Annotated in this window: 28 protein-coding genes and 2 pseudogenes; 14 read left to right on the top strand and 16 right to left on the bottom strand. The window is 69.7% G+C overall.

The features are described from left to right. The first annotated feature begins 37 nt into the window (after positions 1-37). The gene (locus tag P0592_RS05730; RefSeq protein ID WP_276273318.1) at positions 38-1519 is read left to right on the top strand and encodes an MATE family efflux transporter; all 1482 of its coding nucleotides are present in this window, start codon (positions 38-40) and stop codon (positions 1517-1519) included. Positions 1520-1622: 103 nt separating this feature from the next. Further along, the gene (locus tag P0592_RS05725; protein ID WP_276273317.1) at positions 1623-3128 is read left to right on the top strand and encodes an MATE family efflux transporter; all 1506 of its coding nucleotides are present in this window, start codon (positions 1623-1625) and stop codon (positions 3126-3128) included. A gap of 119 nt (positions 3129-3247) precedes the next feature. On the opposite strand, the gene P0592_RS05720 is transcribed toward P0592_RS05725, so the two are convergent. The 3 genes from P0592_RS05720 to P0592_RS05710 form a co-directional block, all read right to left on the bottom strand. Continuing rightward, positions 3248-4525, bottom strand: coding sequence for an adenosylhomocysteinase (locus tag P0592_RS05720; protein ID WP_276273316.1), 1278 nt, complete (start codon positions 4523-4525; stop codon positions 3248-3250). 45 nt (positions 4526-4570) lie between these two features. Next, a complete protein-coding gene (locus P0592_RS05715) occupies positions 4571-5872 on the bottom strand; it encodes a collagen-like triple helix repeat-containing protein (RefSeq protein WP_276273315.1) in 1302 nt (433 codons plus the stop codon). Positions 5873-5999: 127 nt separating this feature from the next. Further along, complete coding sequence (locus tag P0592_RS05710) at positions 6000-7301, bottom strand: amidohydrolase (protein ID WP_276273314.1); 1302 nt, start codon at positions 7299-7301, stop codon at positions 6000-6002. Here P0592_RS05710 and P0592_RS20220 point away from each other — a divergent pair. The 4 genes and pseudogenes from P0592_RS20220 to P0592_RS05700 form a co-directional block, all read left to right on the top strand. Next, positions 7207-7452, top strand: a pseudogene (locus tag P0592_RS20220) (hypothetical protein); the annotation flags it as partial. The gene P0592_RS05710 and the pseudogene P0592_RS20220 sit on opposite strands and share 95 nt — an antisense overlap. Before the next feature lie 203 nt (positions 7453-7655). Next, positions 7656-7886, top strand: a pseudogene (locus tag P0592_RS20215) (type II toxin-antitoxin system HicA family toxin). A 487-nt stretch (positions 7887-8373) separates the two neighbouring features. Then, entirely contained in the window at positions 8374-8652 is a 279-nt protein-coding gene (locus P0592_RS05705; protein ID WP_276273313.1) for a hypothetical protein, read from the top strand. Beyond that, a complete protein-coding gene (locus P0592_RS05700; protein WP_276273312.1) occupies positions 8649-9422 on the top strand; it encodes a hypothetical protein in 774 nt (257 codons plus the stop codon). Before P0592_RS05705 ends, P0592_RS05700 begins: the two co-directional genes overlap by 4 nt. A 247-nt stretch (positions 9423-9669) precedes the next feature. Here P0592_RS05700 and P0592_RS05695 read toward each other — a convergent pair whose 3' ends face one another. Then, a complete protein-coding gene (locus P0592_RS05695) occupies positions 9670-10644 on the bottom strand; it encodes a DUF5784 family protein (RefSeq protein ID WP_276273311.1) in 975 nt (324 codons plus the stop codon). 154 nt (positions 10645-10798) lie between these two features. On the opposite strand from P0592_RS05695, the gene P0592_RS05690 reads away from it, so the two are divergent. After that, the gene (locus tag P0592_RS05690; protein WP_276273310.1) at positions 10799-10972 is read left to right on the top strand and encodes a DUF5786 family protein; all 174 of its coding nucleotides are present in this window, start codon (positions 10799-10801) and stop codon (positions 10970-10972) included. On the opposite strand, the gene P0592_RS05685 is transcribed toward P0592_RS05690, so the two are convergent. The 3 genes from P0592_RS05685 to P0592_RS05675 all read right to left on the bottom strand — a co-directional run bounded on the left by P0592_RS05685 (position 10959) and on the right by P0592_RS05675 (position 13575). Beyond that, a complete protein-coding gene (locus P0592_RS05685; protein WP_276273309.1) occupies positions 10959-11693 on the bottom strand; it encodes a DUF7530 family protein in 735 nt (244 codons plus the stop codon). The two genes, P0592_RS05690 and P0592_RS05685, sit on opposite strands and share 14 nt — an antisense overlap. Further along, the gene (locus P0592_RS05680) at positions 11690-12637 is read right to left on the bottom strand and encodes an NAD(P)H-binding protein (protein ID WP_276273308.1); all 948 of its coding nucleotides are present in this window, start codon (positions 12635-12637) and stop codon (positions 11690-11692) included. Before P0592_RS05680 ends, P0592_RS05685 begins: the two co-directional genes overlap by 4 nt. Before the next feature lie 77 nt (positions 12638-12714). Next, on the bottom strand, positions 12715-13575 hold the full coding sequence (locus tag P0592_RS05675; protein WP_276273307.1) for a YkgJ family cysteine cluster protein: 861 nt from the start codon (positions 13573-13575) through the stop codon (positions 12715-12717). A 65-nt stretch (positions 13576-13640) separates the two neighbouring features. Here P0592_RS05675 and P0592_RS05670 point away from each other — a divergent pair, with 65 nt between their 5' ends. Further along, complete coding sequence (locus tag P0592_RS05670) at positions 13641-13856, top strand: DUF7561 family protein (protein WP_276273306.1); 216 nt, start codon at positions 13641-13643, stop codon at positions 13854-13856. Between the two features lie 289 nt (positions 13857-14145). Here the strand turns inward: P0592_RS05670 and P0592_RS05665 are convergent, their stop codons facing one another. Further along, positions 14146-14340, bottom strand: coding sequence for a cold-shock protein (locus tag P0592_RS05665; protein WP_276273305.1), 195 nt, complete (start codon positions 14338-14340; stop codon positions 14146-14148). Between the two features lie 136 nt (positions 14341-14476). Here P0592_RS05665 and P0592_RS05660 point away from each other — a divergent pair, with 136 nt between their 5' ends. After that, entirely contained in the window at positions 14477-16195 is a 1719-nt protein-coding gene (locus P0592_RS05660; RefSeq protein WP_276273304.1) for a helicase C-terminal domain-containing protein, read from the top strand. Positions 16196-16398: 203 nt separating this feature from the next. On the opposite strand, the gene alaS is transcribed toward P0592_RS05660, so the two are convergent. From alaS to P0592_RS05645, 3 genes are all read right to left on the bottom strand, one after another. Further along, on the bottom strand, positions 16399-19182 hold the full coding sequence (alaS, locus tag P0592_RS05655; protein ID WP_276273303.1) for an alanine--tRNA ligase: 2784 nt from the start codon (positions 19180-19182) through the stop codon (positions 16399-16401). 58 nt (positions 19183-19240) lie between these two features. Further along, positions 19241-19861, bottom strand: coding sequence for an archaellin/type IV pilin N-terminal domain-containing protein (locus P0592_RS05650; protein WP_276273302.1), 621 nt, complete (start codon positions 19859-19861; stop codon positions 19241-19243). A 91-nt stretch (positions 19862-19952) separates the two neighbouring features. After that, positions 19953-20930: a replication factor C small subunit gene (locus P0592_RS05645; RefSeq protein ID WP_276273301.1), complete on the bottom strand. Its 978-nt coding sequence runs from the start codon at positions 20928-20930 to the stop codon at positions 19953-19955. Between the two features lie 103 nt (positions 20931-21033). On the opposite strand from P0592_RS05645, the gene samp2 reads away from it, so the two are divergent. The 3 genes from samp2 to P0592_RS05630 are packed head-to-tail and all read left to right on the top strand — an operon-like array spanning position 21034 to position 21829. Further along, positions 21034-21234 carry a ubiquitin-like small modifier protein SAMP2 gene (gene samp2, locus P0592_RS05640; RefSeq protein WP_276273300.1) on the top strand — a complete coding sequence of 67 codons (201 nt, stop codon included), beginning with the start codon at positions 21034-21036 and terminating at the stop codon, positions 21232-21234. 59 nt (positions 21235-21293) lie between these two features. Then, positions 21294-21452, top strand: a complete 159-nt coding sequence (locus tag P0592_RS05635; RefSeq protein ID WP_276273299.1) for a hypothetical protein — start codon at positions 21294-21296, stop codon at positions 21450-21452. Between the two features lie 2 nt (positions 21453-21454). Then, complete coding sequence (locus P0592_RS05630) at positions 21455-21829, top strand: GNAT family N-acetyltransferase (protein ID WP_276273298.1); 375 nt, start codon at positions 21455-21457, stop codon at positions 21827-21829. Positions 21830-21832: 3 nt separating this feature from the next. On the opposite strand, the gene P0592_RS05625 is transcribed toward P0592_RS05630, so the two are convergent. The 4 genes from P0592_RS05625 to larB all read right to left on the bottom strand — a co-directional run bounded on the left by P0592_RS05625 (position 21833) and on the right by larB (position 24634). Continuing rightward, a complete protein-coding gene (locus P0592_RS05625; RefSeq protein WP_276273297.1) occupies positions 21833-23221 on the bottom strand; it encodes a phosphohexomutase domain-containing protein in 1389 nt (462 codons plus the stop codon). A 63-nt stretch (positions 23222-23284) separates the two neighbouring features. After that, positions 23285-23569: a GIY-YIG nuclease family protein gene (locus P0592_RS05620; RefSeq protein ID WP_276273296.1), complete on the bottom strand. Its 285-nt coding sequence runs from the start codon at positions 23567-23569 to the stop codon at positions 23285-23287. Between the two features lie 27 nt (positions 23570-23596). Beyond that, positions 23597-23746, bottom strand: a complete 150-nt coding sequence (locus P0592_RS05615) for a DUF7563 family protein (protein WP_276273295.1) — start codon at positions 23744-23746, stop codon at positions 23597-23599. Between the two features lie 111 nt (positions 23747-23857). Continuing rightward, a complete protein-coding gene (gene larB / locus P0592_RS05610) occupies positions 23858-24634 on the bottom strand; it encodes a nickel pincer cofactor biosynthesis protein LarB (RefSeq protein WP_276273294.1) in 777 nt (258 codons plus the stop codon). Positions 24635-24870: 236 nt separating this feature from the next. Between larB and P0592_RS05605 the strand changes: the two genes are divergently transcribed. Next, positions 24871-25038, top strand: coding sequence for a DUF1931 family protein (locus tag P0592_RS05605; RefSeq protein WP_276273293.1), 168 nt, complete (start codon positions 24871-24873; stop codon positions 25036-25038). A gap of 49 nt (positions 25039-25087) precedes the next feature. Here the strand turns inward: P0592_RS05605 and rpiA are convergent, their stop codons facing one another. Continuing rightward, the gene (gene rpiA, locus P0592_RS05600; protein ID WP_276273292.1) at positions 25088-25768 is read right to left on the bottom strand and encodes a ribose-5-phosphate isomerase RpiA; all 681 of its coding nucleotides are present in this window, start codon (positions 25766-25768) and stop codon (positions 25088-25090) included. A gap of 58 nt (positions 25769-25826) precedes the next feature. On the opposite strand from rpiA, the gene P0592_RS05595 reads away from it, so the two are divergent. Next, positions 25827-26003: a hypothetical protein gene (locus P0592_RS05595; protein WP_276273291.1), complete on the top strand. Its 177-nt coding sequence runs from the start codon at positions 25827-25829 to the stop codon at positions 26001-26003. Positions 26004-26018: the final 15 nt, after the last annotated feature.

Below are 26018 nucleotides of genomic sequence, written 5' to 3'. Positions count from 1 at the left end.
GATGAGTTATCACATCGAAGTTTCAAGACGGGGGCACGTGAGTACGACCGACCGATCGGTGGACCTGACCGAGGGGCCACTGCTGGGCCCGCTGTTGAAGCTCTCCCTGCCGCTGGTGGGGACCCAGCTGTTGCAGGTCGCGTACAACCTCGTCGACACGTTCGTCGTCGGCCGCCTCGGCGGGGACGCGGTCGCGGCGCTGACCTACTCGCTGCCGTTCATCTTCCTGACCATCTCGCTGGGCAGCGGGCTCACCGTCGCCGGCACCGTCCTCGTCTCCCAGCACCGCGGGGCCGACAACGAGGCGCGGGTCCGCGCGGTGGCCGGCCAGACCATCGCCGTCACCGCCGTCGTCTCGGGGCTCCTGTCGGTCGTCGGCTACCTGCTGGCCCCGGTCCTGTTGCCCTACGTCGGGACGACGGCCGGGACCGCCATCCACCGGATGGCCGTCGAGTACACCCGCATCGTCTTCGCCGGGACGGCCTTCACCTTCGGCGCGTTCGCCTTCCAGGCCATCCTCCGCGGGTGGGGGGACACCCGGACGCCGATGTACCTGATGCTCGGCAGCGTCGCCGCCAACGCCGCCCTCGACCCCTTCTTCGTGCTGGGGTTCGACCGGAACGTCGTCTTCTCGGCGCTGGGTCTGGAGGGACTGATGGGCTCGCTGTACGCGCTGACCGGCTTCGCCGGGATGGGCGTCGAGGGGGCGGCCGTCGCGACGGTCATCTCCCGGGGCGGTGCGGCCCTCGCCGGCTTCTGGCTGCTGTTCTCGGGGCGGCTCGGCATCGACCTCTCCCTGTCGCACCTCCGGCCCGACGGGGCGACGGTCCGGAAGATCCTGGACGTGGGCGGCCCCGCCGGACTGGAGCGGACGGCCGGCTCGCTGGCCTACACGGGGATGACCGTCCTCGTCGCGATGGTCGGCACCGAGGCCGTCGCCGCCTACGGCGTCGGCAACCGAATCAACACGCTGGTCTACCTCCCCGCGGTCGGGCTGGCACAGGGCGTCGAGACCGCGGTCGGGCAGAACCTCGGCGCGGACGAGCGCGGCCGCGCCCGCCGCGCGGTCCTGCTGGCGTGTGCGCTGGGCGGAGCGGCCTTCCTCGCGGCCAGCGCCGGGGCCTACGCCTTCGCCGCCGCCATCGTCGCCGCCTTCTTCGACGCGAGCGAGACCGCCCCCGAGATCCTCCGGCTCGGCGCGGACTACTTCCGGGTCATCGGGCCGACCTACGTGTTTATGGGGCTGTTCCACCTGCTCAACGCCGCGTTCCGCGGGGCCGGCAGCACCCGGACCGCGCTCGCCTTCTCGATCGCCTCCCAGTGGCTGTTCCGCATCCCGCCGACGCTGGCGCTGATCACCGTCGCCGGGATGGGCGCTGCGGGCGTCTGGTGGGGGATCGCCGTCTCGCACGTCGCCGCCGCGGCGCTGGTCGCCGCCTGGTTCGTGGTCGGGGACTGGGACGAGGCCGTCGTCGAGGAGGCGGCCGAGGACGGCGAGGCGGCCGCGACGGCGGGCTGACGTCCCCGCCTGCGGTAGCGTCACACACCCACGGAAAGGATTTACTCCGACGCCGCGGACTCGGTGGTATGTCGGTCCCCGCCCTCCCCCGGGAGTGTCGACGATGACGGCGACGAGCGAGCAGGCCGAGCGGTTCACCGAGGGCGGCCTCCTGTGGCCGCTGCTGACCCTGGCCGCGCCGCTGGTCGCCACCCAGCTCCTGCAGACGCTGTACAACGTCGCCGACACCTTCTGGGTCGGTCGGCTCGGCAGCGACGCCGTCAGCGCCCTGTCGTTCTCCTGGCCCATCGTCTTCCTGCTGGTCAGCGTCGGCGGGGGGATGACCGCCGCCGGGACCATCCTCGTCTCCCAGAACACCGGCGCGGAGAAGGACGGCCGGGTGAGCCACGTCGCCGGCCAGACGCTCGTGTTCGTCACCGGACTCTCGGTCGCCATCTCCGTCGTCGGCTACCTCGTGGCCCCGTCGCTGCTGGCCCTCGTCGGGACGACGCCCGGCACGGCCATCCACGAGATGGCGGTGACCTACACCCGGTACGTCTTCCTCGGGCTGTGGTTTATGCTCGGGTTCTTCGTCTTCCAGGCGCTGCTGCGGGGCTGGGGCGACACCAAGACGCCGATGTACCTGATGGTCGGCTCCGTCGCGCTCAACGTCGTCGTCGACCCGGTCGCCATCCTCGGGTTCGCGGACAACCCACTGTTCGCGTGGCTCGGCCTGGAGTGGCTGGCCGCCGACGCGCTGGCGGCGACGGGTTTCACCGGCCTCGGCGTCGAGGGGGCGGCCATCGCGACGGTCGGCTCGCGAGGGCTGGCGGCCGCCGTCGGTCTGTGGCTGCTGTTCTCCGGTCGGGTCGGTATCGAACTCTCGGCCGCCGACCTCCGGCCGGAGCTGGCCACCGTCCGCCGTATCGTCGACGTGGGCGCGCCCCTCAGCGTCGAGCAGAGCACGCAGGCGCTGTCCGTGGCGGTGATGACCGCACTGGTCGCGCTGGTCGGTTCGGACGCCGTCGCCGCCTACGGGGTCGGCAGCCGCTTCACCTCGCTGGTCTGGCTCCCGATGGTCGGGATGGGGATGGCCGTCGAGACCGTCGTGGGCCAGAACCTCGGTGCCGGCAAGCGGGGCCGAGCCCGCCGGACCGTCCTGCTGGCCAGTGCCATCCTCGTCGCCGCCTTCCTCGCCGCCGCGGCGCTGACGGTCGCGTTCGCGCCGGCCATCGTCGGCGTGTTCGTCACCGGCGAGGGAGCCGCCGCCGTCGTCGGCTACGGCACCGACTTCCTGCGCATCGTCGCGCCGACGTGGGCCGTGATGGCCGGCTTCCACATGATGAACGGTGCGTTCCACGGCGCGGGCTCGACGCGTCTCTCGATGGCGCTCGGCCTCCTGGCGATGTGGGGGTTCCGGGCCGTCGCCGCCGCCGTCCTCGTCGTCGGCCTCGACATGGGCGCGCTCGGCGCGTGGTACGGCATCGCCGCCTCCAACGTGGTCGCCACCGTCGCCGCGGCGGTGTTCTTCCTCCGGGGCCGGTGGCTGGAGGACGTGGTGACCGAGGACGGCGAGAGTGCCGCCGCGGCCGAGGAGTCACCCACCGACGAGGACGCGGTCGGGGTCTGATCGGGTCGCTCGCCGTTCGGCTATCCGGTTCTCGCGCGGTGCGCGAGAACCCTACGTCCTCCACGGCTCGCTACGCTCGCCGTTCCGGATGGCGGTTCTTCGCTCCGCTCAGAACCGCCCTACGTCCCGTGCTGCCAGGAGTCCATGTACTCGGCCTGTTCGTCCGTCAGCGAGTCGAACTCGACGCCCTCGGCGGCCAGCTTGATCTCCGCGACCTCCTCGTCCAGCCGGTCGGGGACGTCGTGGACGCCGGCGTCGTAGTCGTCGCCGTGCTCGACCAGTTCGCGCACGCAGACCGCCTGGATGCCGAAGCTCTGGTCCATCACCTCGACGGGGTGGCCCAGCGCCACCGGGGTCGCGAGGTTGACGAGCCGCCCCTCGGCCAGGACGTTCAGCCGGCGGCCGTCGGCCAGCTCGTAGGCCCGCACGCCGTCGCGGGCCTCGTAGGTGTCGACCGCGAGGTCCGAGAGCGCGTCGAGGTCGATCTCGACGTCGAAGTGGCCGGCGTTGGCCAGCAGGACGCCGTCGGCCATCCGCTCGAAGTGCTCCTCGACGATGACGTCACGGTTGCCCGTCGTCGTGACGAACACGTCGCCCTCTTCGGCGGCCTCGGCCATCGGCTTCACGTCGTAGCCTTCCATGTGGGCCTCCAGCGCGCGGCGGGGCTCGACCTCCGTGACGACCACGTCGGCGTTCTGGCCGCTGGCCTTCTTCGCGACGCCCTTGCCGCAGTGGCCGTAGCCGGCGACGACGACCGTCTTGCCGGCCCACGAGAGGTTCGTCGTCATCGCGATGCTCGCGAGTGCGGACTCGCCGGTGCCGTGGACGTTGTCGAACAGCCGCTTCATCGGCGTGTCGTTGACCGCGAACACGGGGTAGTCGAGCTCGCCGTCCTCGTCCATCGCTCGCAGGCGGTGGACCCCGGTGGTGGTCTCCTCGGCCCCGCCGACGATGGTGTCGACGAGCTCGGGGTAGTCCTCGTGGACCGCCGCCACGAGGTCCATCCCGTCGTCGACCGTGATCGTCGGTTCGTGGTCGATGACCGCCTCGATGGCGGCGTAGTACGCCTCGTCGTCGACGCCGCGCTCGGCGTAGGAGGTGACGCCCTCGACGGCGTCCAGCGCCGCCGAGACGTCGTCGTGGGTCGAGAGCGGGTTGCAGCCGGTGATGGCGACCTCCGCGCCGCCGGCCGCGAGCAGCTCCGCGAGCACGGCCGTCTTGGCCTCGACGTGCATCGCCATCCCGATCCGCTCGCCGGCGAAGGGCTGGTCGGCCTCGAACTCCTCGCGCAGGGCGTCACAGATGGGCATGTGCTGGGCCGCCCAGTCCATCTTCCGGCGGCCGGACTCGCGGGCCGCCTCGACGTCGTCGAGTCGCTCCGAGATCGGGGATGTCATACCCGAACGGAGGGACAGCGCGCAAAAAACCCTACCGAAGGCCGCCTATCGACCGTTACCGTTGCCGCGGTCCTCGGGCGGACCGCCGCCGTCGTCATCGTCGTCATCGTCGTCATCGTCGTCATCGTCGTCGCTGTCCGTTTCCTCGTCCTCGTCGTCGCTCTCCGCGTCGTCTTCCGTTTCGGTCTCCTCTTCCTCGTCGCTCTCGTCTTCTTCTTCGGCCTCGTCGTCGTCATCGCCGTCCGGGCCGGCGTCTTCGGGCGGACCGCGCTCACCGTCGGGCCCGCGGTCCTCGGGCGGGCCGGCGTCTTCGGGCGGGCCGCGCTCGGTCTCGTCGTCGTCACCCTGGGGGCCGGCGTCCGCGGGCGGGCCGGCGTGGTCCGGCGCGTTCCCGGGGTTGTTCTCGGTCACGAAGTCGGCGACCTGCGGCCCGATGCCGGTGGTACCGTTCTGCAGGAGGTAGTGGACGAAGTCCGAGACGCCCCCGAACGCCTCCTCCTCGGCGGTCTCGTTGACGTACTCGAGGTCGAGGGTGGTCGAGGCCGACGCGCTGTCGGCGCTCGCGTTCACCGTGATGGTGACGTTCTCCGCGGGTGCGGCCAGCGACAGTTCGCCGTCGGCGTCGGTCCGGAACTCGCCGGTGTCCTCGTAGGACGCGTTTCCGTCGGTCGAGACGGAGACGTTGGCGTCCTCGATGGCCGTCCCGTTGCGGGTCACGTCGACGGCGACCGTGCCGTCGTCGTTCTGCTCGGCCGTGACGTCGATGCCGTCGACCAGCGTGAGGTTCCGCTCGACGGTCACACCGTCCGTGACGGTCACGGCCACCTGCTCGTCGTCGTCGGGCGTCGGGAGGACGACGGTGCCGTTCGCGTCCGTCTCGTAGCTGCCGGTGCCGTCGTAGTCGCTGTTGACCTCACGGCTGGTCACGTTCACCGTCACGTTCTCGACGGCGTTGTCGTCGCGCGTGACCGTCACGACCACGTCACGGCTCTGTTCGACCGTCAGTTCGAAGCTGGGGTCGAGCTCGGCGGTGGTCGCGGCCGTCCCGTTCTCGTCGCTCGCGGTGACGGAGACGTTGACCCGCTCGTCCGGCGTGGGCAGGTCGACAGTGCCGTTCTCGCCGGTCTCGTAGGTCCCCGAGCCGTCGTAGCTGTCGTCGACCGCGGCGACGGTCACCGAGGCGTTCTCGACGGCGGAGCCGTTGCGGGTCACCTCGACGGTGACGGACTCGTCCTGTGTGACGTCCACGGCGAGCGATTCGTCGGCAGTCGTGTCGGCGGCCGCCGGCGCGACCGCAGCGCCGACCAGTGCGACGACCGTGAGGAGGGCTATAGCTTTGTTGCGCATCACACCTCAGTTGCATACCGGATCCCTCTCTAAACCCCCCTCCCGTTCACACCGTTCAGCCCGATCCCGCGGGCCTTGCGGTATACGCTCAAAACGTCTTATAACGTTCAAAAACTTCTCCGAGCGTTTAACTCTCTCCAGCCCGGCCGACGAGTGAGTCGGCGTGCTCGGCCGCGCGGTCGCGGACCGCCGCCTCGTCGAACACCTCGACCTCGCGGTCGCGCATCAGCACCTCGCCGTCACAGACGGTGTGGCAGACGTCGCTGCCGCGGGCGGCGTAGGTCAGGTGCGAGACGAGGTCGTGGGCGGGGGTGAGGTGAGCGGCGTCGAGGTCCAGCACCGCGAGGTCGGCGTTCGCGCCCGGCTCGACGCGGCCGCTGTCGAACCCCAGTAGCTCGGCCCCGTTCGCGGTCGCCATCTCGACGACGGTGCCGGCGTCGACGGCCGCGGCGTCGTCGGCCGCCAGCTTGCCGACCATCGCGGCGTCGCGCATCTCGTCGAACATGTCGAGGTCGTTGTTCGAGGCCGCGCCGTCGGTGCCGATGCCGACGGTGACGCCGGCGTCGAGCAGGGCCTGGACCGGTGCCATCCCGCTGGCGAGCTTCATGTTCGAGGCCGGGCAGTGGGCGACGCCGGTGCCGGTCTCCGCCAGCAGGTCGATCTCGGCCCCGTCGACGTGGACGCAGTGCGCGAGCCAGGTGTCCGCGCCGAGCAGACCCACGTCGTCGGCGTATTCGAGCGGGCGCACGCCGTGCTCGTCGAGGATGGGATCGACCTCGTCGGTCGTCTCGTTGGCGTGACAGTGGACGGGCAGGTCGGCGGCGTCGGCCTCCGGCACGAACTCCCGGAGGTACTCCTCGCCGACGGTGGTCAGCGAGTGGGGCTGGAACGTCGTCCTGACGCGCCCGTCGGCCGCGCCGTCGAGGTCGCGGGCGACGGCGAGGCTCTCGCGGACGTCCTCGCGGGCACCCTCGTCGTCCTTGCCGACGGTGACGGCCGTGTGGCCAAGCACCGCCCGGACGCCGGCCTGCTCGACCGCACCGGCGATCTCGTCGACGTGGAAGTACATGTCCGACAGCGCCGTCGTCCCCGACTTCACCATCTCGACGAGGCCCAGTTCCGCGCCGGCCCGGACGTCCTCGGCGGTCAGCTCGGCCTCGACCGGCCAGATGTCCTCCTGCAGCCACCGGTCCAGGGGCTTGTCGTCGGCGTACCCCCGCAGCAGCGTCATCGCGACGTGGGTGTGGGCGTTGACGAGGCCGGGCATCACCAGCCCGCCGCTGGCGTCGAGTTCGTCGTCGCCGCCCAGTTCGCCCGGCTCGTCAACCGCGACGATGGTACCGTCGTCCTGGTCCACGAGTACGTCCGCCCGCTCGACGGTCAGGTCCGGCCGGAGGACCCGCCCGCCGGCGACGAGGAGGTCTGTCATGGCGCGGGCTTGGACGGCCCCGCTCTTAGTTCGCGCGGTAGCGCCGAACCATTTTACGACAACTCGGCCAACACCGTCTACGACGACCAGTTCGACCAGAGATAGCGACGATCACGACGGTGAGATTCGTCTCTGGCAGAGGGACGGCTGGTGGATCGCAAGGGACGTCGACACTGGAGTCACGACGCAGGGCGAGTCCAGAACGGCCACGCCGGAGATACCCGACGACCCGGGGCCTTGCACGACGGTGAGCGTCGCCGACCGCCGACCGACGAGGAACTCCGAGCGGCAGGAATCGAGCCTGCCGACGACACCACGAGCGAACGCGACCCGCCGGATGTCCTCGACTGATCGATGGGCTGGCGCACGTTCTCCGGGATAGAGGTCCTGACGGTACCGTGAACATAGTGGGTTCGGGTGGCGACGAACGACCGGAGACCACGCACAACTGTACTACGAACACCCGACGAACCGAAACGACCGCCGACAGGTGAACTCCCGCTGCACGACGAACTCCGGACCGGGACGCTCCGGGACATCGCCGACAGCGCCGGAGCGAACGATTTCGACGCGTTCTGTGGGTGAGTCGACCGGAACGTCTGAGAAAGAACGGGAAGCGGAACCGTGTCCGGCCACTGGCCGGTCTTCCCCGACGTGATGGATCCACAGCGCGAACCGGCTACGAGAAGTTTCCGCGGTATCGATCGTCCGAAGTGGTAGATACAACAAACCGACGGCTCAAAGGCCATCGGCACCTCTCAACAAGCAAATGAGCAAGCCGAGAGTCAGCGTCATTGCAACAACGACTGTAAGTCCAATAATAAGCGTCCCTGTCCCGACCATACAATATCCCGGGAAGCCTCTTGATAAGAAAGCCACGACCTGATACCTATCAGTCCTCGGCAGACCGGATTGGTCAGTTCGCACACCTACTGAGCGTCTGTTTCGGACAAATTCAGATGGTAAAAACCACCTTAATGTGGTGGACTGTTTCGCAAAGAACAATCCTCAAATATACCTTCATCAAAAGCCACCAATAGTATTTTAATACTACATAAGTACGCATCTGATAGTGCTCCTCTCATTTGAACTGCTCCGTTGGGCCGGTGTGGCGTTCATTATGTCCGGAATGATACTAGCAGGGATCGAGATGAGTCAAGAAATGGACGATCCAGCGGTCGCCCTGATTTCGATCGGAAGTATCCCAGCTCTGGTGATTATTCTCGGACTCCTTGCACCCGATTTACTACTGAATCTCTCGTATATCCTCGGGCTTGGCGGCTGGATCTTTTATGTTCTCGGCATCGTCGCGCCAGTGTATTTCGCTAGTCGCCTCTTGGTGGTACGATGACTACTGGGATCGCCTTGCCGCTCCAACTCGCGTGGATCGTCGATTACGTTCCAGCGTGGTTGGGGCCTGCACTACTTGCTGTTGGCCTTCTGTTTATGTTCCTCTCGATGGCGTGGTCGATCATTCGTGGGAGTGATTCAGCATCGATCTCGCTTAGTGGACTCCTGGTTGCCTTTATCACGCTTGGAATCGGGTTGCTCCTGGTTCCGCTATACTTCGAATACACATATATCGCTGCGGCCGGGCTGCTGCTCGCAGGTCGATGGCTTGAGGGAGTCGCTGCTACCCGATTCCTGTCGAAAATCGTTCGGTTCGTGACTAGCACCGGGTCCACTAGTCTCGCGAGTACAATCAAACGCCGACTCCGTCGAGCTACGATCGTTTTTGCGGTCTTGCTTATCGCGGGATGGGGAGCTATCTGGGTAGTTGTTCTCGGTCCAGTCTTCGTCTCACGCACGTACGACCTTACGCTGGTCTGGACACTTTCTGTTGGTATACTATCAATACTTGGTCTCGGGTTCAAGTTTGCGTCTATTGACTCCCGTGCGTATGAAACCACGCCGATGTTCGTTCCGATGGTTATTGGAGTAGTTCTCGCTGTTGCCGGTGCACAGCTCTACAATTTTGAACTCTTTCAGCAGGTTATCGTGACAGGGGATATTGAGATCAGTATCAGTGCATTTGACCCAGTACTACTGATTGTGGGGAATGTCGTCTATCTGGGTGGCTACTACTGGTCAACACGAAAACGACTGCAAGCGTTATCATAAGTGTGATCAGTAATACGCGGTGGGGATAATTTCGGCTGTAAATAATATACTGCAAACCGATAGATACGCACACCGACTGCACACCGGATTCAGATTGTCGTCTATGAATAGAACCTGTCCGTCGTGCTGAACCAACTCTCTGTATCGGTCACGCCGCCCCTGTCAACTACTGAGCGTTTCGCCAGAGGTGGATTTCCACTCCCGGCGGTGCGGACGACCGGCGCGGCAGGACCCGCGCCCCTCGGTTCTAGAACGGCAGTGCGAACGGGACCGACCCGCGGGAGTACCCGTCGACGGTCCCGTCGGGGCGGTACCGGAAGACGACGAGCGGCTCGTAGCCGACGCTGGGCTGCTCGCCGAGCACGCGCCGCCACTCGTCGTCCCGGAAGGAGGTGCAGTCGACGGCCAGCACCGCGCCGGGGTGGGCCGCCAGCTGGTCGCGGGTCTTGGCGTCGCCCGACGCCTTGAGCGCGCCGACGGCGGTGTTGGCCTGTCGCCGGGTCGGCGGCCGGGGCCGGGTCACCTCGACGAGGGTGTCGTCGACCCGGAAGTCGACGGAGTGGCCCGAGTCCAGCTCCACCTCGGGGACGATGTCGTTGCCGGCGTCGACCAGCAGCTTCGCGGCGTTGAACTCCCCCATCGTCGCCCGCATCCGGGTGAGGTCGAACCCCTGGCTGGTCCCCAGTTTGCTCGCCATCGTGTAGCGGTGGTCGTCCAGCACGCCCGTCGAAAGGAAGTCGTCGTAGAACGAGAGGCTGGCGTCGCGGTCGGCGTCCGGGAAGCCCGCGGCGTGGTCCCGGAAGAACTTCCGGGTGGACTCGCGGCCGTCCTTCGAGAGCAGCACCGGGAGGAAGAAGTCCGCGAGTGCCTCGTACTCGGTGAGCCAGGGGGCCTCGACGGCGAGCTGGCCGCGCAGTTCGCGCTGGCCCCACTCGGCGATGTCGTCGGGGGCCTCGTCGAAGGTCCGTTTGTTCGTCCGCCACAGCGGCTCGGGCGTCTCGGTGTTGCCCAGCCAGTAGGCGGCCTGGCCGTTCCAGCAGAACAGCGCGAGGTCGCCGTTGTCCATCTCCAGCCGCCGGGCCGCCCAGCCGTCGGGCGGGGCGTACCAGGGGCCGGTGAGTTCGGCACCGAAAGCGTCGTCCAGCGGCGAGAGGAGGTCGCGCCGGACGCGGTCCTCGCTCCAGCGCTCGGTCGAGTATCTGAATCGAAGCGGGCCAGCCACGAGTGCGTGTAGGCGGCCACGGTGCTTGGGCGTTCCGCCTGCCGCCGACCCGGCCGGAACGCCGGCAGCGGGCACGGAGCGGGGCCGAGCGGCCCGGGTGGCCGCCACCGTTACATTGATACGTACTACCACGCTAGTTGAGGTGTGGTAACCTATGTCGATGGGAGCGTACGACGACGACGAACACGAGCGGCGTGAGCGCAAGAACGCCGAGGTCGACCTGTCGGAGGACGACGACCGAACGACCTACGAAGGCGACGTCTCTTACGACGGTGGCGAGTCGACCGACGAGCTACTCGACCAGTTCAAACAGATCAACTCCGAGTAGCGTCGGGAGTTCTCGACCGGACGTGTAGCAGCGCCACGGAGAGCCCCGTCACCACCGTGACGGCTGCGACGTGGGCCAAAAGCGCCGCCAGCAGCACCCGCTGGTCCAGCACGAACGGGACCAACACGAGCTGCAGGACGCCGAAGCCCCACGTCTCCAGGTCCGCCCGGACGAACACCCGCGCGGTCTGTGGGTCGAACTGGAAGCGCAGCGACCGCCAGAGCCCGGTGACGCTGGCCCACCAGCCGGTGCCGATGCGGTAACAGACGTCCCAGAGGATGAGCAGGGTGAGATACACCACGAGCACGGGCGGGTCCGGCCCGAACAGCGTCTGCACCAGCGGCGTGTCGGCGACCTTCGGGTCGAAGACGAACAGGTGGGTCAGCATCGCGATGTAGGCCAGCACGGACAGCACGACCTCCATGTTCGAGGAGAACAGCAGCGCCCGGTAGGTCGGCGGGACGTCGATCCGGCGGATGAGCGTGCTGATGCGCAGCATCTCCACGCTGCCGACGGTGGCGACGAAGATCACGGCCGTCGCCGCGATGGCGGCGTTCCAGACGTCGTAGTACCACGCCATCGCGATCACGGCCGTCTCGAAGACGACGAGCTGGATCGCCAGTGCCGCCCACGTCGGCAGATTGATCCCCGGCAGCGCCCCGACGATGCTCTCGTACACCCAGGTCTCGCCGTAGTCGGGGTGGGGGCTCTCGCCGCTCATCGCCGGCCCCCGTCGGCGACGAGCTCGTCGGCCCGTTCGCGAACGCCGCCGTCCGGCCGCGTCCCGTCGAGCGCGCGCTCGACGGCCGTCTCGAAGGGGGTCGGCGACACCGGGACGACGTCGTCGATGCGGTCGTCGCGGACGACCACCGGCGTCTTCAGCCCGTGGATGAGCGCCCGCGCGACCGTCGAGGGGACGTCCGTGGTCGCCGCGATTGCCAGCGCCGAGAGCCGCGGGCTGATGATCGGGATGGGGACGATGCGCGGCTCCCGGCCGTGCATCACGCGGCCGGTCCGGCGGAGGATCTCGGCGTAGGTCAGCACCTCCGGGCCGCCGATCTCGTAGGTCTCGCCCGCCGTCTCGGGGGTCTCGACGACGCCCAGCAGGTAGGTCAGCACGTCGTCGATGGCGATGGGCTGGCACTCCGTCCGGACCCAGCGGGGCGTGAACATCACCGGGAGGCGCTCGGTCAGCTCGCGGACGAGCCGGAAGCTCGCGCTCCCCGTACCGATGACGATGGCGGCCCGCAGGGTCGTCAGGTCGTAGTCGCCCTCGTCCAGGACGTGTTCGACCTCCCGGCGGGACTTGAGGTGTTTCGAGCGGAGGTCGTCGTCGTCGCCGAGACCGCCGAGGTAGACCACCCTGTCGACGCCGGCCCCGTCGGCGGCCGTTCGGAAGTTCCGCGCGGCGCGGCGGTCGCGCTCGGCGTACCCGTCTCCCCCGCACATCGAGTGGACGAGGTAGAACGCGGCGTCGACGCCGTCGAACGCGCCGGCGAGGCTCGCCGGGTCCAGCAGGTCCCCGGTCACCACCTCGACGCCGGGCGGGGCGTCGTAGGCCGCGGGGTCCCGGACGAGGGCGCGGACGTCGTGGCCGGCCGCCAGGAGCTCGGGGACGAGGTGGCCCCCCACGAACCCGGTCGCGCCGGTCACCAGCACGTGCATGGTCCACTCACGGGTCGGGAGGAGGTTAAAGCACACTCATACGAGCAAGTGTCGCAGTGGCCGGTGACGCCGACCCGTCACCAGCCGGGCGTCGGGGGCACACCCCGACCGTCCTCGACAGTCTCGGCCGCGTCCGGTTCGGGGGCTGGCTCCCCGAGCCCGGCCGCACGAGCACGCCACTCGTCGATGGCTCCGCCGGCCCAGGAGTCGGCATCAATCACCGCTTCCCGGGTCCGCTCGTACCGGCGGTCCTCGACCGCGAGCGTCCCCGGACTGGACGCGGCGGCGACGGCGACGAACTCCGCGCGGTCCGCCCGCGTCGTCGTCCGGTCGCGAAAGCGGGCGACGGCGTCGGCGATCCGCTCCGGCTCGGGGTGGGCGAACAGCCGCTCGCCCAGCGCCGCCGGCCCGAACAGCGGCGTCACGTCCGGCGGTTCGTCGTCCAGCAGGCGCTCCCCGCCGTGGACCCGCTCGACCCGCTCGCACTCCGTCTCCACGTCCAGCACGAGGTTCTCGCCGGGGTAGGTCGAACAGGCGTCGGGGTACAGGTCGTCGTCGTGGATCCGACACTGGAGCGTCGTCGGGTCGAGGAAGACGCAGGTCCGCAGCCACGACGGGTCGGCGTCGAAGGGTGCGACCGGTTTCGGCGGCTTGCGCAGGCCGACGAAGAAGACGGGACGGCCGTCGACGGCCGCCAGGTCCACGCCGCCGACGGTGACGCTGCGGTCGTCGTCCGCGGTCGTCCACAGGCGGGGGCGGAGCGCGTCGCCGTAGCCGGCGTCGACGAACGCCCGCACCTCTCCGCGCCGGAGCGGGACGAGGTTGGACGCGTCGTCGAGCGGCTCGAAGGGACCGCGGCGCTCGTGGTCGATCGGTGCGTCGCTCAGCGGTCGCCAGTCGACACAGCAGCCCGCACACCCCTCGCAGTCGACCTCCATACCGCGGCATATGTCACCGAGGAACAAAAAGAAAGGCCTTACCGGGCCGCTCCCCTACCGGTCGTATGGCCTCCCGGACCTGCGACGGCTGTGGCGCGGAGGTGTCCATCGCCGGCGGCATCGCCAACATCTGGACACAGGAGAGCCGGCCCACCGAAGGCATCGTGCTGGAGCTCGCCGACGGTACCGAGCACTTCCTCTGTTACGACTGCATCGACCGCCTGCCCGACGACGAGGTGACGGCGGCGGACGTCGCGGCGCTGGCGGACGAACACGCCTGAGGACGACCGGGGACGGTGTCCGAGCGAAAGAGGGGTGGGTGCCGCGCCCTCGGGCGGGGGCGCGACCGGGAAGAGCGCGGAGGGCCGGGCGGGGACCCCGGCACGTCGTACTCCGGCCCCGACCCCGATAAACCGTCGACGAGCGTCGCCGTGCCTGCAGTCCAGCACGGGGATTTATGTGTGACGAGCGTCGGTCCGGCCGATCGCGTCGGACGGTACCGTCGCTCGCCGACGAGTGCACGAAAAACGCGTCAGACAGAGTCGCACACTGGCGACCCGAAATCGGCGGTTAGTTGCGGACGAGGTTCGTCGCGCGGGGGCCCTTGTCGGCCTGTTCGATGTCGAACTCCACTTCCTGTCCCTCTTCGAGGTCCGGACCGCCGACGTCTTCCATGTGGAAGAACACGTCCTCGTCCGCGTCCTCAGTCGAGATGAAACCGTAGCCGCCAGTGTCGTTGAAGAAGTCAACCTTACCGTTTGCCATTGCAATCAACCGTACACGTGGTGGAGGGATAAGGGTTCTGAGGGTCGTGTTGGCACGACCGCGTGTACGTGACCACGGCACACGGTCGGCCGACCGACTGGAAAGGTTTAGAGGGGCCGACCCGTTGCCGTCTGGTGTGTACCCGGCGCGGATCCACGACGAGTTCCCGGCCCCCGAGTACCGCGGGAACCAGCGGCAGGCCCTCTCGGACGTCCGCGAGGCCTTCGAGGCCGGCAACGACGTCGTCCTCGTGCGCGCGCCGACCGGCAGCGGCAAGTCCCTGCTGGCGCGGGCCATCGCCGGCTGTGCCCGGACCGCCGGCGAGGCCGCCGCCGAACAGGTCTTCGACGCCTACTACACGACGCCGCAGGTCTCCCAGCTGGACGACGTCGCCGAGGACGACCTGCTCTCGGACCTCTCGGTCATCCGCGGGAAGAACAACTACGACTGCATCCTCCCGGGCGAGACCGACACCCCGGTCAATCAGGCTCCCTGCGTCCGCGAGCGGGAGTTCGACTGTCAGGTGAAACACCGGTGCCCGTACTTCTCGGACCGCGCCATCGCCTCGAACCGCCGGATCGCCGCGATGACGCTGGCGTACTTCATGCAGACCGCCGGCAGCGATGTCTTCGGCAAGCGTGACGTGGTCGTGATCGACGAGGCCCACGGCCTGGGCGAGTGGGCCGAGATGTACGCGACCATCGACCTCTCGCCGGAGACCATCCCGCTGTGGGGAGAGCTGGACGTGCCCGACCTCGACGGCCTCGACGACGCCGTCGACTTCGCCGAGCGCGTCGAGGGCGTCGCCGAGCGCCGGCTGACGGAACTGCGGCAACAGGCGGAGCTGGCCCCGGAGGAGGTCGCCGAGCGGGACTCCCTGAACACGCTCCGGGGCGACCTCCAGTGGTTCCAGGAGGACTACCGCGACCCCGACAGCGCCACGACCTGGGTCGTCGACCAGAGCGAGGACGGTCCGGTCACGATCAAGCCGATGAACCCCGAGCGGTACCTCTCACACACCGTCTGGGAGCGGGGCAACAGGTTCGCGCTGCTGTCGGCGACCATCCTGAGCAAGGACGCCTTCTGTGCCAACGTCGGCCTCGACCCCGACGACGTGGCCCTGGTGGAGGTCCCCCACACGTTCCCCGTCGAGCACCGCCCGCTGTACGACGTGACCCGGGGGAAGATGACCTACGAGCACCGCGAGGAGACCCTGCCGGCCATCGCCCGCACGCTCGTCCGGGTGATGGCCCGCCACCCCGACGAGAAGGGGCTGGTCCACTGCCACTCCTACGCCATCCAGGAGCAACTGCGGGACCTGCTCGACGAGCTGGGCGTCGGAACCAGGGTGCGCGACCACGACAGGGAGGGCCGCGACGCCGCGCTGGCGGCCTGGAAGCGCAGTTCCGACCCGGACGTGTTCCTCTCGGTGAAGATGGAGGAGGCGCTGGACCTGGAGGGCGATCTCTGCCGCTGGCAGGTCGTCTGCAAGGCCCCCTACCCCAACACCAACGACTCCCGGGTCGCCCGGCGACTGGAGGACGGCCAGTGGGGCTGGTACTACCGGACGGCGCTGCGGACGGTCATCCAGGCCTGCGGGCGGGTCGTCCGCGCGCCCGACGACCACGGCGCGACCTACCTCGCGGACGCCTCGCTGCTGGACCTCTTCGAGCGCGCGAGCCACGACACCCCCGACTGGTTCGCCGAGCAGGTCGCCCGGATGACGACGCCGGATCTGCCCGAGTTCGCCCCGGACCGGGCCGTCGCGGGCGTCTCCGAGAGCTCGCGCCGCCGCCGGGAGCGGTCGGGGTCGCGCTCGGGCGGCAGCCACCCGCTCTCGGACGTGTGGGACTAGAGGAACGCGAAGGCCAGTCCGTAGACGACGGCCGAGCCGACCATCAGGAAGGCGAGAAAGACGGCCATCACCTGCTGTCTGTCCATACCCCGGCTTGCCGGCTCTGCCAATTAGGTGTTACGGGCCGTCGCTCGCCCGCGGTCACCGGCGTCTCGCCGCCGTCGACGGGGACGAGCCGCGACCGCCGCGTCGGGCGGCCGGGGTCAGACGTTCGCGACCGACCGGAGGATCTCGGGCGCGGCGGCGAGGGCGTCCTCGAGCGCGTCGCCGTCGGGGCCACCGCCCTGTGCGAAGTCGGCGGGGCCGCCGCCGCCGCCGCCGACCCGACCGGCCAGCTCGCCGACCACCTCGCCCGCGTCGACCTCGACGCCGTCGGGGACGGCCACGACGAACTGCGCGCCGTCGGCACCCGACCCCAGCACCGCGATCCGGCCCTGCTCGACCAGTGCGTTGGCCTGGGCCCGGAGCTCGTCCATGTCGGCGTCGATGCGCTGGACGACCGCCGTGGTGCCGCCCACGTCGACCTCCTCGGTGTCGGCCCCGCCCGAGGCGCGGGCCTCGGCCAGTTGTTCCTTGAGGTCCTCGATCTCCTTGCCGCGGGCCTTCCACTCGTCGAAGAACCGCCCGGCCGTCTCGGGCACCTCCTCGGGGGCCACGTCCAGCACCTCGGCGGCCTCGTAGAGGGCGTCCTCGGTCCGCTGGGTCGCCTCGACGGCCGCGTCGCCGGCCGCGAACGTCAGCCGGATGACCCCGTCCTGGATCCGCTCGGTGCCCAGCAGCTTGACGACGCCGATGTCGCCGGTGCGGGCGACGTGGGTGCCACCGCAGGCCTGGACGTCATCGGCGACCCTGATGAGCCGGATCTGCTCGCCGGCCGGGATGCCGCCCTGGTAGAGGTCGAAGCCGTGTTCGGCCTCGGCCTCGTTGCGGTCGGGCCACTCCTGGGTCACGGGGACGTTGTCCTGTACGAGGTCGTTGGCGACCCGCTCGATCTCCTTGACCTGCTCGCGGGAGACCGACTCGTAGTGGCGCAGGTCGATGCGCGAGGAGTCGACGCCCTTCTGTGCGCCGGCCTGCCGGACGTGGTCGCCCAGCACCTGCCGGGCGCTGTGGACGACGATGTGGGTCGCGGTGTGGTGTTGCATCAGCCGCTTCCGGCGGGCGGCGTCGACCTGCCCGCGGACGAACTCCCCCTTCCCGGGGTCCGTGTCGGTCGTGTGCAGGATGACGCCGTCGTGGCGCTGGACGTCGGTCACCTCGGCGGTCACGTCGTCGGTCGACAGCGTCCCGTGGTCCGGGGGCTGACCCCCGCCCTCGGGGTAGAACATCGTCTGGTCGAGCACCACGTCGTAGCGGTCGTCGTCGCGGTCGAACACCTCCAGGACGACGGCCTCGAACTCCATCCGCTGCTGGTCCTCGTAGTAGAGCCGGTCGGTGTCGGGCAGCTCGGCCAGCCGGTCGGCGTAGGGGACGCCCTCGCTCTCGGCCTCGGCCGCGCCGCCGCCGTGGCGCTCGGCGACCACGGAGTAGAAGTCGTCGGGCACGTCCACGCCGGCCCCGCGCTCGGCCGCGATCTCCTCGACCATGTCGGGCTGGATGCCGTGGGAGTCGTACAGCTCGACCAGCTCCTCGGTCGGGATGGGTTCGTCCCGGTCGGCGTACTCGTCGGCCAGCTGGCGCACGCGCCGGCCGCCCCGATCGAGGGTCTCGCGGTACTTCTCGACCTCCGTGCGGACGATGTCCCGGACGGTGTCGCGGTTCTCGTAGCCCAGCCGCTCGGCCTGCATGTCGACCAGTTCGTCAAGCGGCGCGTCGACGCCGACGCCGTCGACCAGCCGCTTGGTCCGCCGGAGGACCATCCGCGCGAGGTAGCCGGTGCCGACGTTCGAGGGGACGATGCCGTCGCCGAGCATGTACGCCAGCGTCCGGCAGTGGTCGGCGATGGCGTAGATGTCCTCCAGCGGCCCCATCAGCTCGCGCAGCTCCGCGACGGTCACGCCCACCTCGGCGGCGATGGTGTCGCGCTCGGCCTCGATGTCCTCGGCCTCGTCGATGTCCATCCGGCCCGCGAGTTTGGCGGCGTTGTGGACGACCGCCTCCTCCTCGTCCGTGAGTTCGACGCCGGCGTTGTCCTTGAGGAAGTCGATCGTGTCGGGGTAGACCGCCTCGTAGACGGTCGGGGTGCCCTGGGAGACCCAGGTCCACCGCTCCAGCCCGTAGCCGGTGTCGACGACGTAGGTGTCCATCTCCGAGTAGCGGTTGCCGTCCTTCATCTCGTACTCGCCGTCGGGGTCCTGCTCTAAGGACATGAAGACCAGCGTCGCCAGCTCCGCGCCCTCGTAGATCACCTCGAAGGCCGGCCCGGCGTTGCCGCCGCCGACCCACGGGTCCTCGATGAGCGTGAGTTCGTCGGCGTCGGCCCCGAGTTCCTCGAACAGCTCGACGCAGTACGCGACGGTCTCCTCCTTCCAGTAGACCTCGCCCTCGTAGGCGTACTCCTCGGGGTCCTCGACGTCCTCCTTCGCGTTGAACGCGTGGTGGGCCATCATCTCGAAGGCCATCGTGTGTCGGCCGGTCTTGCCCACGTTGTCGATGTCCTGCATCCGGATGCAGGGCTGGGAGATACAGAGGGGGTTCGCGGGCGGGGGCGTCGTCCCCGACGTGACCAGGGGCTGGAAGTCGTAGATCGACGCCTGGGTCAGCAAGACGTCGTCGCGCCAGCGGTTGGCGGCGACGGGATAGGGGTCGATACGGGTGTGGCCACGCTCCTCGAAGAACGAGAGGAACGCCTCGCGCATCTCGGACAGCGAGTACTCCTCGGCGAAGCCGGGGTCGTCGATGAAGTCGTACGCCGCACAGGGCGGTTCCCCGCAGGTCGCACGCTCCGTGCGGGCCCAGAAGACGTCCCCACACTCCGCACACTCCTGGCGGGTGAACCCCGCCTCGTCGAAGTAGTCGAGTTGGTAGGCCTCGGAGAGGTCGCTCATTGCCGGTACCTTGGCCGACCGGCGGGTAAAACGTTTCCGAAGGGGCGGTCCGGGGGCCTCAGACCGAGACGGCCGAGCTGCCCGACAGCGTCTCGGGGACCACGATCCGCTTGATCGTCACCGCACCGGAGGTGGTCGTGATGCGGAGCGTCGCCGTCTCGCCCTCGGCGAGTTCCTCGCCGAAGGTGTCGGCGTTGTCGAGCGTGTCCGCGTCCCCGAGGTCCAGCGTGATCGTGAAGCGGTCGGCGGCGTCGTCGAGCACCGGCACCGAGCTGTCGTCGTCCTGGACCGCCGAGACGGCGAACCGACCGTCGGGGCTGCCGTCGGCCCCGTTCTCCGCGAGCTGGTAGTACGAGCCGCTGGGACCGACCCACTGGATCGTCGCCTGCCCGAGGTCGACGTTGCCCGCGCCGGGGCTCTTCTTGACGACGAGCTCGACGACGCCGACCTCGTTGTCCGAGAGCGAGCTCCCGGTCGCGCTGACGACCTGCACGCGGTTGGTCGTCGAGTCGCTGGACTCCTGGCCGGTCGAAAGCGCCGAGCTCTGGAGGTAGCCCGAGGTGTTGATGAGGACGCCGGCCGCGATGGCCGCGACCAGCACCATCGCGATGAACACGATCAGCGTGCCGATGCCGACCTGGCCGCGCTCGTCCCGGCCCGCGGTTTCGCGTCGATACATTTCAGTTACTGATACCCTCGGCGCTACACCGGGATAAAACTCCGTCTCCAGTTATCGGCCGTGAGAACGGCCGGGAGCCCGCCGCTGCCGCTCACTCGGGCTGGGCGAGCGAGGCGAGCATCGCCTCCAGCTGGACCCGCTCGTTGGCCCCGCGGGTGATGCGGTAGTCGGTCTCCCCGACCCGTTCGAGGATGCGGACCGCGTCGGCGTCGTCGACGTCGAACTCCCACACCGAGCGGTGGAGCTGGTCGATGACGTCGCCGCCGGCGATCCCCTCCTCGGTGAGCAGACGGTCCAGCGTCGCCCGCGCCGCGGTGAAGTCACCGTCCAGCGCCGACTGGACCATCTCGTGGATCTCCTCCGGCCGGGCGGTCGAGGTGATGGCGTAGACGGCCTGTTCGTCGACCACGTCGCCGCTGACCGAGGCCGCCTGCAGCCCGTTGATGGCCTTGCGCATGTCGCCGTCGGCGGCGTACACCAGCGCGTCCAGCCCCTCGTCGGTCATCTCGATGCCCTCCTGCGCTGCGATGTGGCGGATCTCGTCCGCGACGGCGTCGTCCGACAGCGGCGAGAACCGGAAGACGGCACACCGGGACTGGATCGGGTCGATGATCTGGCTGGAGTAGTTACACGAGAGGATGAACCGGACGTTGTTCGAGAACTGCTCCATCGTCCGGCGCAGCGCAGACTGGGCGTCGCTGGTGAGCGCGTCGGCCTCGTCGAGGAAGATGATGCGGTACTCGTGGCCGCCGAAGCTCGTCCGGGCGAAGTTCTTGATGCGGTCCCGGACCACGTCGATCCCCCGCTCGTCGGAGGCGTTCAGCTCGAGGAAGTGCTCCTGCCAGTCCTCGCCGTACAGCTCGCGGGCGATCGCCGAGGCGCAGGTCGTCTTCCCGACGCCGGCCGGCCCGCTGAACAGGAAGTGGCTCAGGTCGTTGCGGTCGACGTAGCTCTGCAGTCGCCCCACGATGTCCTCGTGGCCCATCACCTCGTCCAGGGTCTGCGGTCGGTACTTCTCGATCCACACCTCTTCGCGTCCCGCCCGCGACTCGGACTCGGCCTCGCTCATACCGGAGGGAAGCGGGGGCTCTCCTTAAACGAACCGTTCACCGCGACGGTCCCCGGGGTCAGCGGTCGTCACACTCAAATCCGCGATGCGAGTACACGCGGGTATGGACGTGACCGTCGAGGTGGCCGGCGAGGGGACCCACGAACTCACGGTCGGCGGGGACGCCACCTACGCCGACCTCGTGGCGCAACTGGACCTCTCGCCCCACGAGGTGTCCGTGGTCGTCGACGACCGGACGGTGCCGACGGACCAGCCCGTCGACGCCGACCACGTGCGCGTGGTCCGGCTCATCAAGGGGGGCTGACGCACTCCGGCCGACGCCGGACCCCCTCGCTTTTGCTCGGCGAGTCCCTACGCAGACGTATGTCGACGCCCGCCGCGGAGTTCGCCCTGCCAGACGCCGGTCCCGGCCCGGGCTCGCTGTCGGCGCTCGCCGACCCCGCGCTCGTCGCTCGGGACACCGAAGCCCCCGCCCGTGGCACCGAAGCGACGACCGCCACCGGGGCTCGAAGCGAGGGGTGACGATGGCGGTCCGCGAGGCCGAGGTGGCGGACCTGTCGGACGTGCTGAACGTCCTCGACGGCGCGGCGCTGTCGACGGACGTGGAGCTGGTGCGATCGAGCATCGACGCGGGCGGGACGCTCGTGGCCGTCTCCGGGGACGGCGAACGCGTGCTGGGCGCGCTCGTGTTGGACGACGACCACGTCGACGCCGTCGCGGTCCGGCGTCGCCGCCGGGGGCAGGGTATCGGGACGGCGCTGGTCGCGGCCGCCGCCGAGCGCCGGGACCGCCTCACGGCGACCTTCGACGCCGACGTGCGGCCGTTCTACGAGTCGCTCGACTTCGACATCGAGCAGGTCGACGAGCCGGGCCGGCTGTGGGGGGAGCGATCGGGCTGACGATCAGACCAGCGGCTCGACGAGGTCCCGGCCCGCGTCGAGCAGTTCGTCGACGCGCGCCCGACTCCCGGCCTCGGCGTACACCCGGAGCTTCGGCTCCGTGCCGGAGGGGCGGACCAGCACCCACGTCCCGTCGGCGAGCGCGATCTTGAACCCGTCGACGGTGGTGACGGCCTCGACGGCGACGCCGGCGACCGACTCGGGGAGCGTCTCCTCCAGTTCCGTCAGGACCGGCCCCTTCCGGTCCTCGGGGCAGTCGACGCTGACCCGCCCCTGGTGGATCTCGCCGTGTTCGTCCAGCAGCCGGTCGACGCGGGCGTCCAGCGGTTCCTCGGCCTCGGCCGCGGCGGCCACCAGCGCCACCAGGACGCCGTCCTTGTTCCGGAGGTGGTCGGTGAGGCCGAAGCCGCCCGACTCCTCGCCGCCGAACAGCGCGTCGTGGTCCCCCATCGCCTCGGCGACCCACTTGAACCCGACCGCCACCTCGTGGACGGCCCGGCCGTGGGCCTCGGCGACGCGGTCGACGATGCTGGAGGTCGAGACGGTCCGGACCACGTCGCCCTCGCGGGACTCGAGCAGGTAGTCGTAGACGGCGGCGAAGAAGAGGTTCGGATCCAGGTAGCCCCGCTCGGGCGTGACGACGCCGATGCGGTCGGCGTCGCCGTCGTTGACGACGCCGATCTCGGCGTCGCCCTCCCGCACCCGCTCGACCAGCGCCTCGACGTTCTCGGCGGCCGGCTCGGGCGACCCGCCGCCGAAGTCGGGGTCGCGCTCGTCGCGCAGGCTCGTCACGTCCGCGCCCGCCCGCCGGAGGAGGGCGTCGGTGACGCCGCGGCCGCTGCCGTGCATCGCGTCGTAGGCGACCGACAGGCCCGCGAGGTCCGCGTCGGCGTAGCCGAGCGCGTGGTCGGCGTAGTCGGCGACGAGGTCCGCCTCCGTCACCGACCCCCACTCCGACTCGGGCAGCGGGTCCGGCTCGGCGAGGTTGGCGACGACGGCCTCGGTCACGTCGGGGAGGGCGGGCGCACCGCCCTCGGGGATGTACTTCACGCCGTTGTACTCGGGGGGATTGTGGCTCGCGGTGATCTGGAGCGCCCCCGCGAGGTCCCGGTCCCGGACGGTCCAGGCGACGACCGGCGTCGGCGTGTCCCGCTCGGGCAGCAGGGCGTCGAAGCCGTTGGCACACAGCACCCGCGACAGCTCCTCGGCGAAGCCCCGCGAGGTCTCGCGGGCGTCGTAGCCGACGGCGACGGTCCCCGACGCGCCCGCCTCCCGGAGCGTCGTCGCGACGGCCTGCCCGACCATCCGCACGCGGGGCGCGGTGAACTCCTCGAGCGTCGCTCGCCACCCGTCGGTGCCGAAGGTTATCGCTGCAGCGTCGTCGTCGTCCATACGGACGTGCTCGCGTGCGGGCGGCAAAAAGTCACCCGTCGACCCGCGGCGCGGTGGCCCGCGCTACGGGTCGAACGCCGTCTCCGCGTCGCTCTCGGCGACGAGGCGCTCTTTCTCCGCTCGCGAGAGCTGCTTGATCTCGTACTCGCGGGACATCGCGGCGGACCTGCTCTCGAAGGACTCGACGTGGACCAGCTCGACCGGCCGGCGGCCGCGGGTGTACTTCGCGCCCTCGCCGGCGTCGTGCTCGCGGACGCGCCGCTCGACGTCGGTCGTGTATCCGGTGTAGAGCGTGTCGTCGCTACACCGGAGGACGTACGCGTAGTGAAGGCTCCGCGCGGTGGTCATCACACGATGCAGGTGGCCCAGCGGGCCTCACCCGTGGTGGGCGCGCTCTCTCGACACCTCGGCGATGCCAGCGTTCGCCGAGCAGTTCGGACACGCCCGGATGTCGCCGTACTCGTCGGCGAAGACCCGAGCGAACTGGTCTGAGACGTGCGCGCCGCAGTGGTCACATTCAGGCATCGTGGTCGTCGGCGACACCACCGCCGACGTGTGTGACGACGGGACACACGGGGATAACGGTTTACCCAAATATGTGGGTATTCTCTCCGAACTTCGTCCCAACTCGGCCGCTCACTCGCCATCCGTACCCCGTGCGGCGTCGACCTGTCGGGCGATCAGGCCGGCCTGGACGCCAGCGGTGAACCCCGCGTCGACGTTGACCACCGACAGCGCCGTACACGACTGGAGCATCCCCGAGAGCGCCGCCTCGCCCGCGCCGCCGTGGCCGTACCCCGTCGAGACCGGGAGGCCGACGACGGGGGTGTCCACGAGGCCGGCGACGACGGTTGGCAGCGCCCCCTCGCGGCCCGCGGCGACGACCAGCACGTCGTTGTCGCGCAGGGCGTCGACGGCGTCGAGGGTCCGGGCGATGCTGGCGACGCCGACGTCGTCGACCCGGCGGACCGTCGCCCCCATCTCGCGGGCGATCATCGCCGCCTCGCCCGCGGGGACGGCGTCGGAGGTCCCCGCGGTGACGACGGCGACGCTGGCGTCGAGGGTCGGCCGCTCGAAGTCGGGGGTCGCCGCGACCAGCCAGTGCGACCGCTCGTCCCACCGGACCGTCGCCGCCGGCGCGACGCCGGCCAGCTCCCGCCGGACCGCCGTCGCCTGGTCGCCGTCGATCCGTGTGACGATCGCCCGATCGGTCGTCTCGATCGCCGTCGCCGCCAGGTCCGCCACCTCCGCGGGGGTCTTGCCGTCGGCCAGCACCGCCTCCGGTACTCCGGACCGCCGCTCGCGGGCGGCGTCGAACCGCCCCGCGCCGGTGGTGGCGTAGCCGGCGAGCTCCGTCTCCGCCTCGGCGGGCGAGAGGTCGCCCGCCGCCACCGCGTCGAGTATCTCGCGCATACACACCCGTCCGAGCGCCCGCCACTCCTATGCGTCGGTTTCTCGGCCGTCGCGCGCGAGCACGGCCGTCCGGGGCTCGCGTCGACCCACCCGGCGATCTGTCACGGTTGTCCACGTCCGACGGGGCTATTTATATAGTCTGTCTCGGCCAAAAACCTCTCAAACCCCCGCGAGTAGCGCTGAGAGCCGTCCGGTTGGGGAAAGTATTTAAGCAACCCCGACGGACAGTGCGGTGTATGGCAGACCTAATCGTCAAAGCCGCCGTGAAGGAAGAGCTCGATGACATGAACGTGGCCTCGGACTTCTACGATGCTCTCGACGAGGAAGTCGAGGAGCTGCTGGCCGAGGCCTCCCGCCGAGCCAGCGAGAACGACCGCAAGACGGTCCAGCCGCGCGACCTGTAAGGTCGTCTTCCAGCAGTCTTTCTTTCGGGTGCGACCCGACCAGCGGCAGCTACGGCGCTCGGACCGTCACGCCGTCCTCGCTGCCGACGTAGACGGCGTCGGCCAGCCCGACGAACAGCCCGTGTTCGAGGACGCCGGGGAGCGCCGATAGGTCGGCCGCCAGGCCCGCCGGGTCCGCGATCGCCCCGAAGTCACAGTCCAGCACGAGGTTGCCGTTGTCGGTGACGACGGGGCCGTCCTTGCGCTCGGCCCGCCGGAGGTTGGGGTCCCCGCCCAGTTCCCCGACCGCGTCGGCGACCGTCGAGCGGGCGGCCGGCAGCACCTCCACGGGCACCGGGTGCGAGAGCCGGTCGGCCTCCTTCGTGGGGTCGGCGACCACGAGGAAGCGGTCGGCGCTCGCGTCGACGACCTTCTCGCGGGCGTGGGCCGCACCGCCGCCCTTCACCAGGTCGCCGCCGGCCACCTCGTCGGCCCCGTCGATGGCGACGTCGACCGACACCTCGTCGAGGTCCGCCAGCGGGACGCCGGCCTCGCGGGCCAGCTCGCGGGACTGGAAGGAGGTGGCGACGCCGGTCACGTCCAGCCCGGCGTCGACCCGCCGGGCGACGGCCCGGATGGCGTGGGCCGCCGTGCTCCCCGTTCCGAGCCCGACGACCTGTCCGTCCTCGACTGCCTCGGCCGCCGCCTCGCCGGCCGCGCGCTTCGCCGCGTCGGAGCCGCCCTGTTTCATACCCGGTCCTGTCGCGGACCGGCCAAAACGTTTGTCGCTCCGGCGTCTGTCACCCGATATGGACTGCACCTACTGCGGGTGCCGGGTCGAGGACCACGACCCGGTGTACGTCTCGCGCGGGCCCGGCGGCGAGCCGACGGGCCGGTTCTGCAACTACGGCTGTCTGTCGGCCCACGTCGACGCCGAGTCGCTGGCCGAGGGGACGGCCTGCGAGTGGTCCGCGGCCGAGCGGTAGCCTTTTTCGCCCGCC

Origin of the sequence: Haloarcula litorea (genome assembly GCF_029338195.1) — an archaeon.
GTDB lineage: Archaea > Halobacteriota > Halobacteria > Halobacteriales > Haloarculaceae > Haloarcula > Haloarcula litorea.
Note: the sequence above shows the minus strand (reverse complement) of the source record. Positions and strands in the feature narration are given on the sequence as shown.

What these genes read in the sequence shown, in the direction of transcription:
- P0592_RS05725 (WP_276273317.1), top strand. Translation starts at nt 1,623, where the DNA reads ATGACGGCGACGAGCGAGCAGGCCGAGCGGTTCACCGAGGGCGGCCTC.
- P0592_RS05720 (WP_276273316.1), bottom strand. Translation starts at nt 4,525, where the DNA reads ATGACATCCCCGATCTCGGAGCGACTCGACGACGTCGAGGCGGCCCGC.
- P0592_RS05715 (WP_276273315.1), bottom strand. Translation starts at nt 5,872, where the DNA reads ATGCGCAACAAAGCTATAGCCCTCCTCACGGTCGTCGCACTGGTCGGC.
- P0592_RS05710 (WP_276273314.1), bottom strand. Translation starts at nt 7,301, where the DNA reads ATGACAGACCTCCTCGTCGCCGGCGGGCGGGTCCTCCGGCCGGACCTG.
- P0592_RS05700 (WP_276273312.1), top strand. Translation starts at nt 8,649, where the DNA reads ATGACTACTGGGATCGCCTTGCCGCTCCAACTCGCGTGGATCGTCGAT.
- P0592_RS05690 (WP_276273310.1), top strand. Translation starts at nt 10,799, where the DNA reads ATGTCGATGGGAGCGTACGACGACGACGAACACGAGCGGCGTGAGCGC.
- P0592_RS05685 (WP_276273309.1), bottom strand. Translation starts at nt 11,693, where the DNA reads ATGAGCGGCGAGAGCCCCCACCCCGACTACGGCGAGACCTGGGTGTAC.
- P0592_RS05680 (WP_276273308.1), bottom strand. Translation starts at nt 12,637, where the DNA reads ATGCACGTGCTGGTGACCGGCGCGACCGGGTTCGTGGGGGGCCACCTC.
- P0592_RS05675 (WP_276273307.1), bottom strand. Translation starts at nt 13,575, where the DNA reads ATGGAGGTCGACTGCGAGGGGTGTGCGGGCTGCTGTGTCGACTGGCGA.
- P0592_RS05670 (WP_276273306.1), top strand. Translation starts at nt 13,641, where the DNA reads ATGGCCTCCCGGACCTGCGACGGCTGTGGCGCGGAGGTGTCCATCGCC.
- P0592_RS05665 (WP_276273305.1), bottom strand. Translation starts at nt 14,340, where the DNA reads ATGGCAAACGGTAAGGTTGACTTCTTCAACGACACTGGCGGCTACGGT.
- alaS (WP_276273303.1), bottom strand. Translation starts at nt 19,182, where the DNA reads ATGAGCGACCTCTCCGAGGCCTACCAACTCGACTACTTCGACGAGGCG.
- P0592_RS05650 (WP_276273302.1), bottom strand. Translation starts at nt 19,861, where the DNA reads ATGTATCGACGCGAAACCGCGGGCCGGGACGAGCGCGGCCAGGTCGGC.
- P0592_RS05645 (WP_276273301.1), bottom strand. Translation starts at nt 20,930, where the DNA reads ATGAGCGAGGCCGAGTCCGAGTCGCGGGCGGGACGCGAAGAGGTGTGG.
- samp2 (WP_276273300.1), top strand. Translation starts at nt 21,034, where the DNA reads ATGGACGTGACCGTCGAGGTGGCCGGCGAGGGGACCCACGAACTCACG.
- P0592_RS05635 (WP_276273299.1), top strand. Translation starts at nt 21,294, where the DNA reads ATGTCGACGCCCGCCGCGGAGTTCGCCCTGCCAGACGCCGGTCCCGGC.
- P0592_RS05630 (WP_276273298.1), top strand. Translation starts at nt 21,455, where the DNA reads ATGGCGGTCCGCGAGGCCGAGGTGGCGGACCTGTCGGACGTGCTGAAC.
- P0592_RS05625 (WP_276273297.1), bottom strand. Translation starts at nt 23,221, where the DNA reads ATGGACGACGACGACGCTGCAGCGATAACCTTCGGCACCGACGGGTGG.
- P0592_RS05620 (WP_276273296.1), bottom strand. Translation starts at nt 23,569, where the DNA reads ATGACCACCGCGCGGAGCCTTCACTACGCGTACGTCCTCCGGTGTAGC.
- P0592_RS05615 (WP_276273295.1), bottom strand. Translation starts at nt 23,746, where the DNA reads ATGCCTGAATGTGACCACTGCGGCGCGCACGTCTCAGACCAGTTCGCT.
- larB (WP_276273294.1), bottom strand. Translation starts at nt 24,634, where the DNA reads ATGCGCGAGATACTCGACGCGGTGGCGGCGGGCGACCTCTCGCCCGCC.
- P0592_RS05605 (WP_276273293.1), top strand. Translation starts at nt 24,871, where the DNA reads ATGGCAGACCTAATCGTCAAAGCCGCCGTGAAGGAAGAGCTCGATGAC.
- rpiA (WP_276273292.1), bottom strand. Translation starts at nt 25,768, where the DNA reads ATGAAACAGGGCGGCTCCGACGCGGCGAAGCGCGCGGCCGGCGAGGCG.
- P0592_RS05595 (WP_276273291.1), top strand. Translation starts at nt 25,827, where the DNA reads ATGGACTGCACCTACTGCGGGTGCCGGGTCGAGGACCACGACCCGGTG.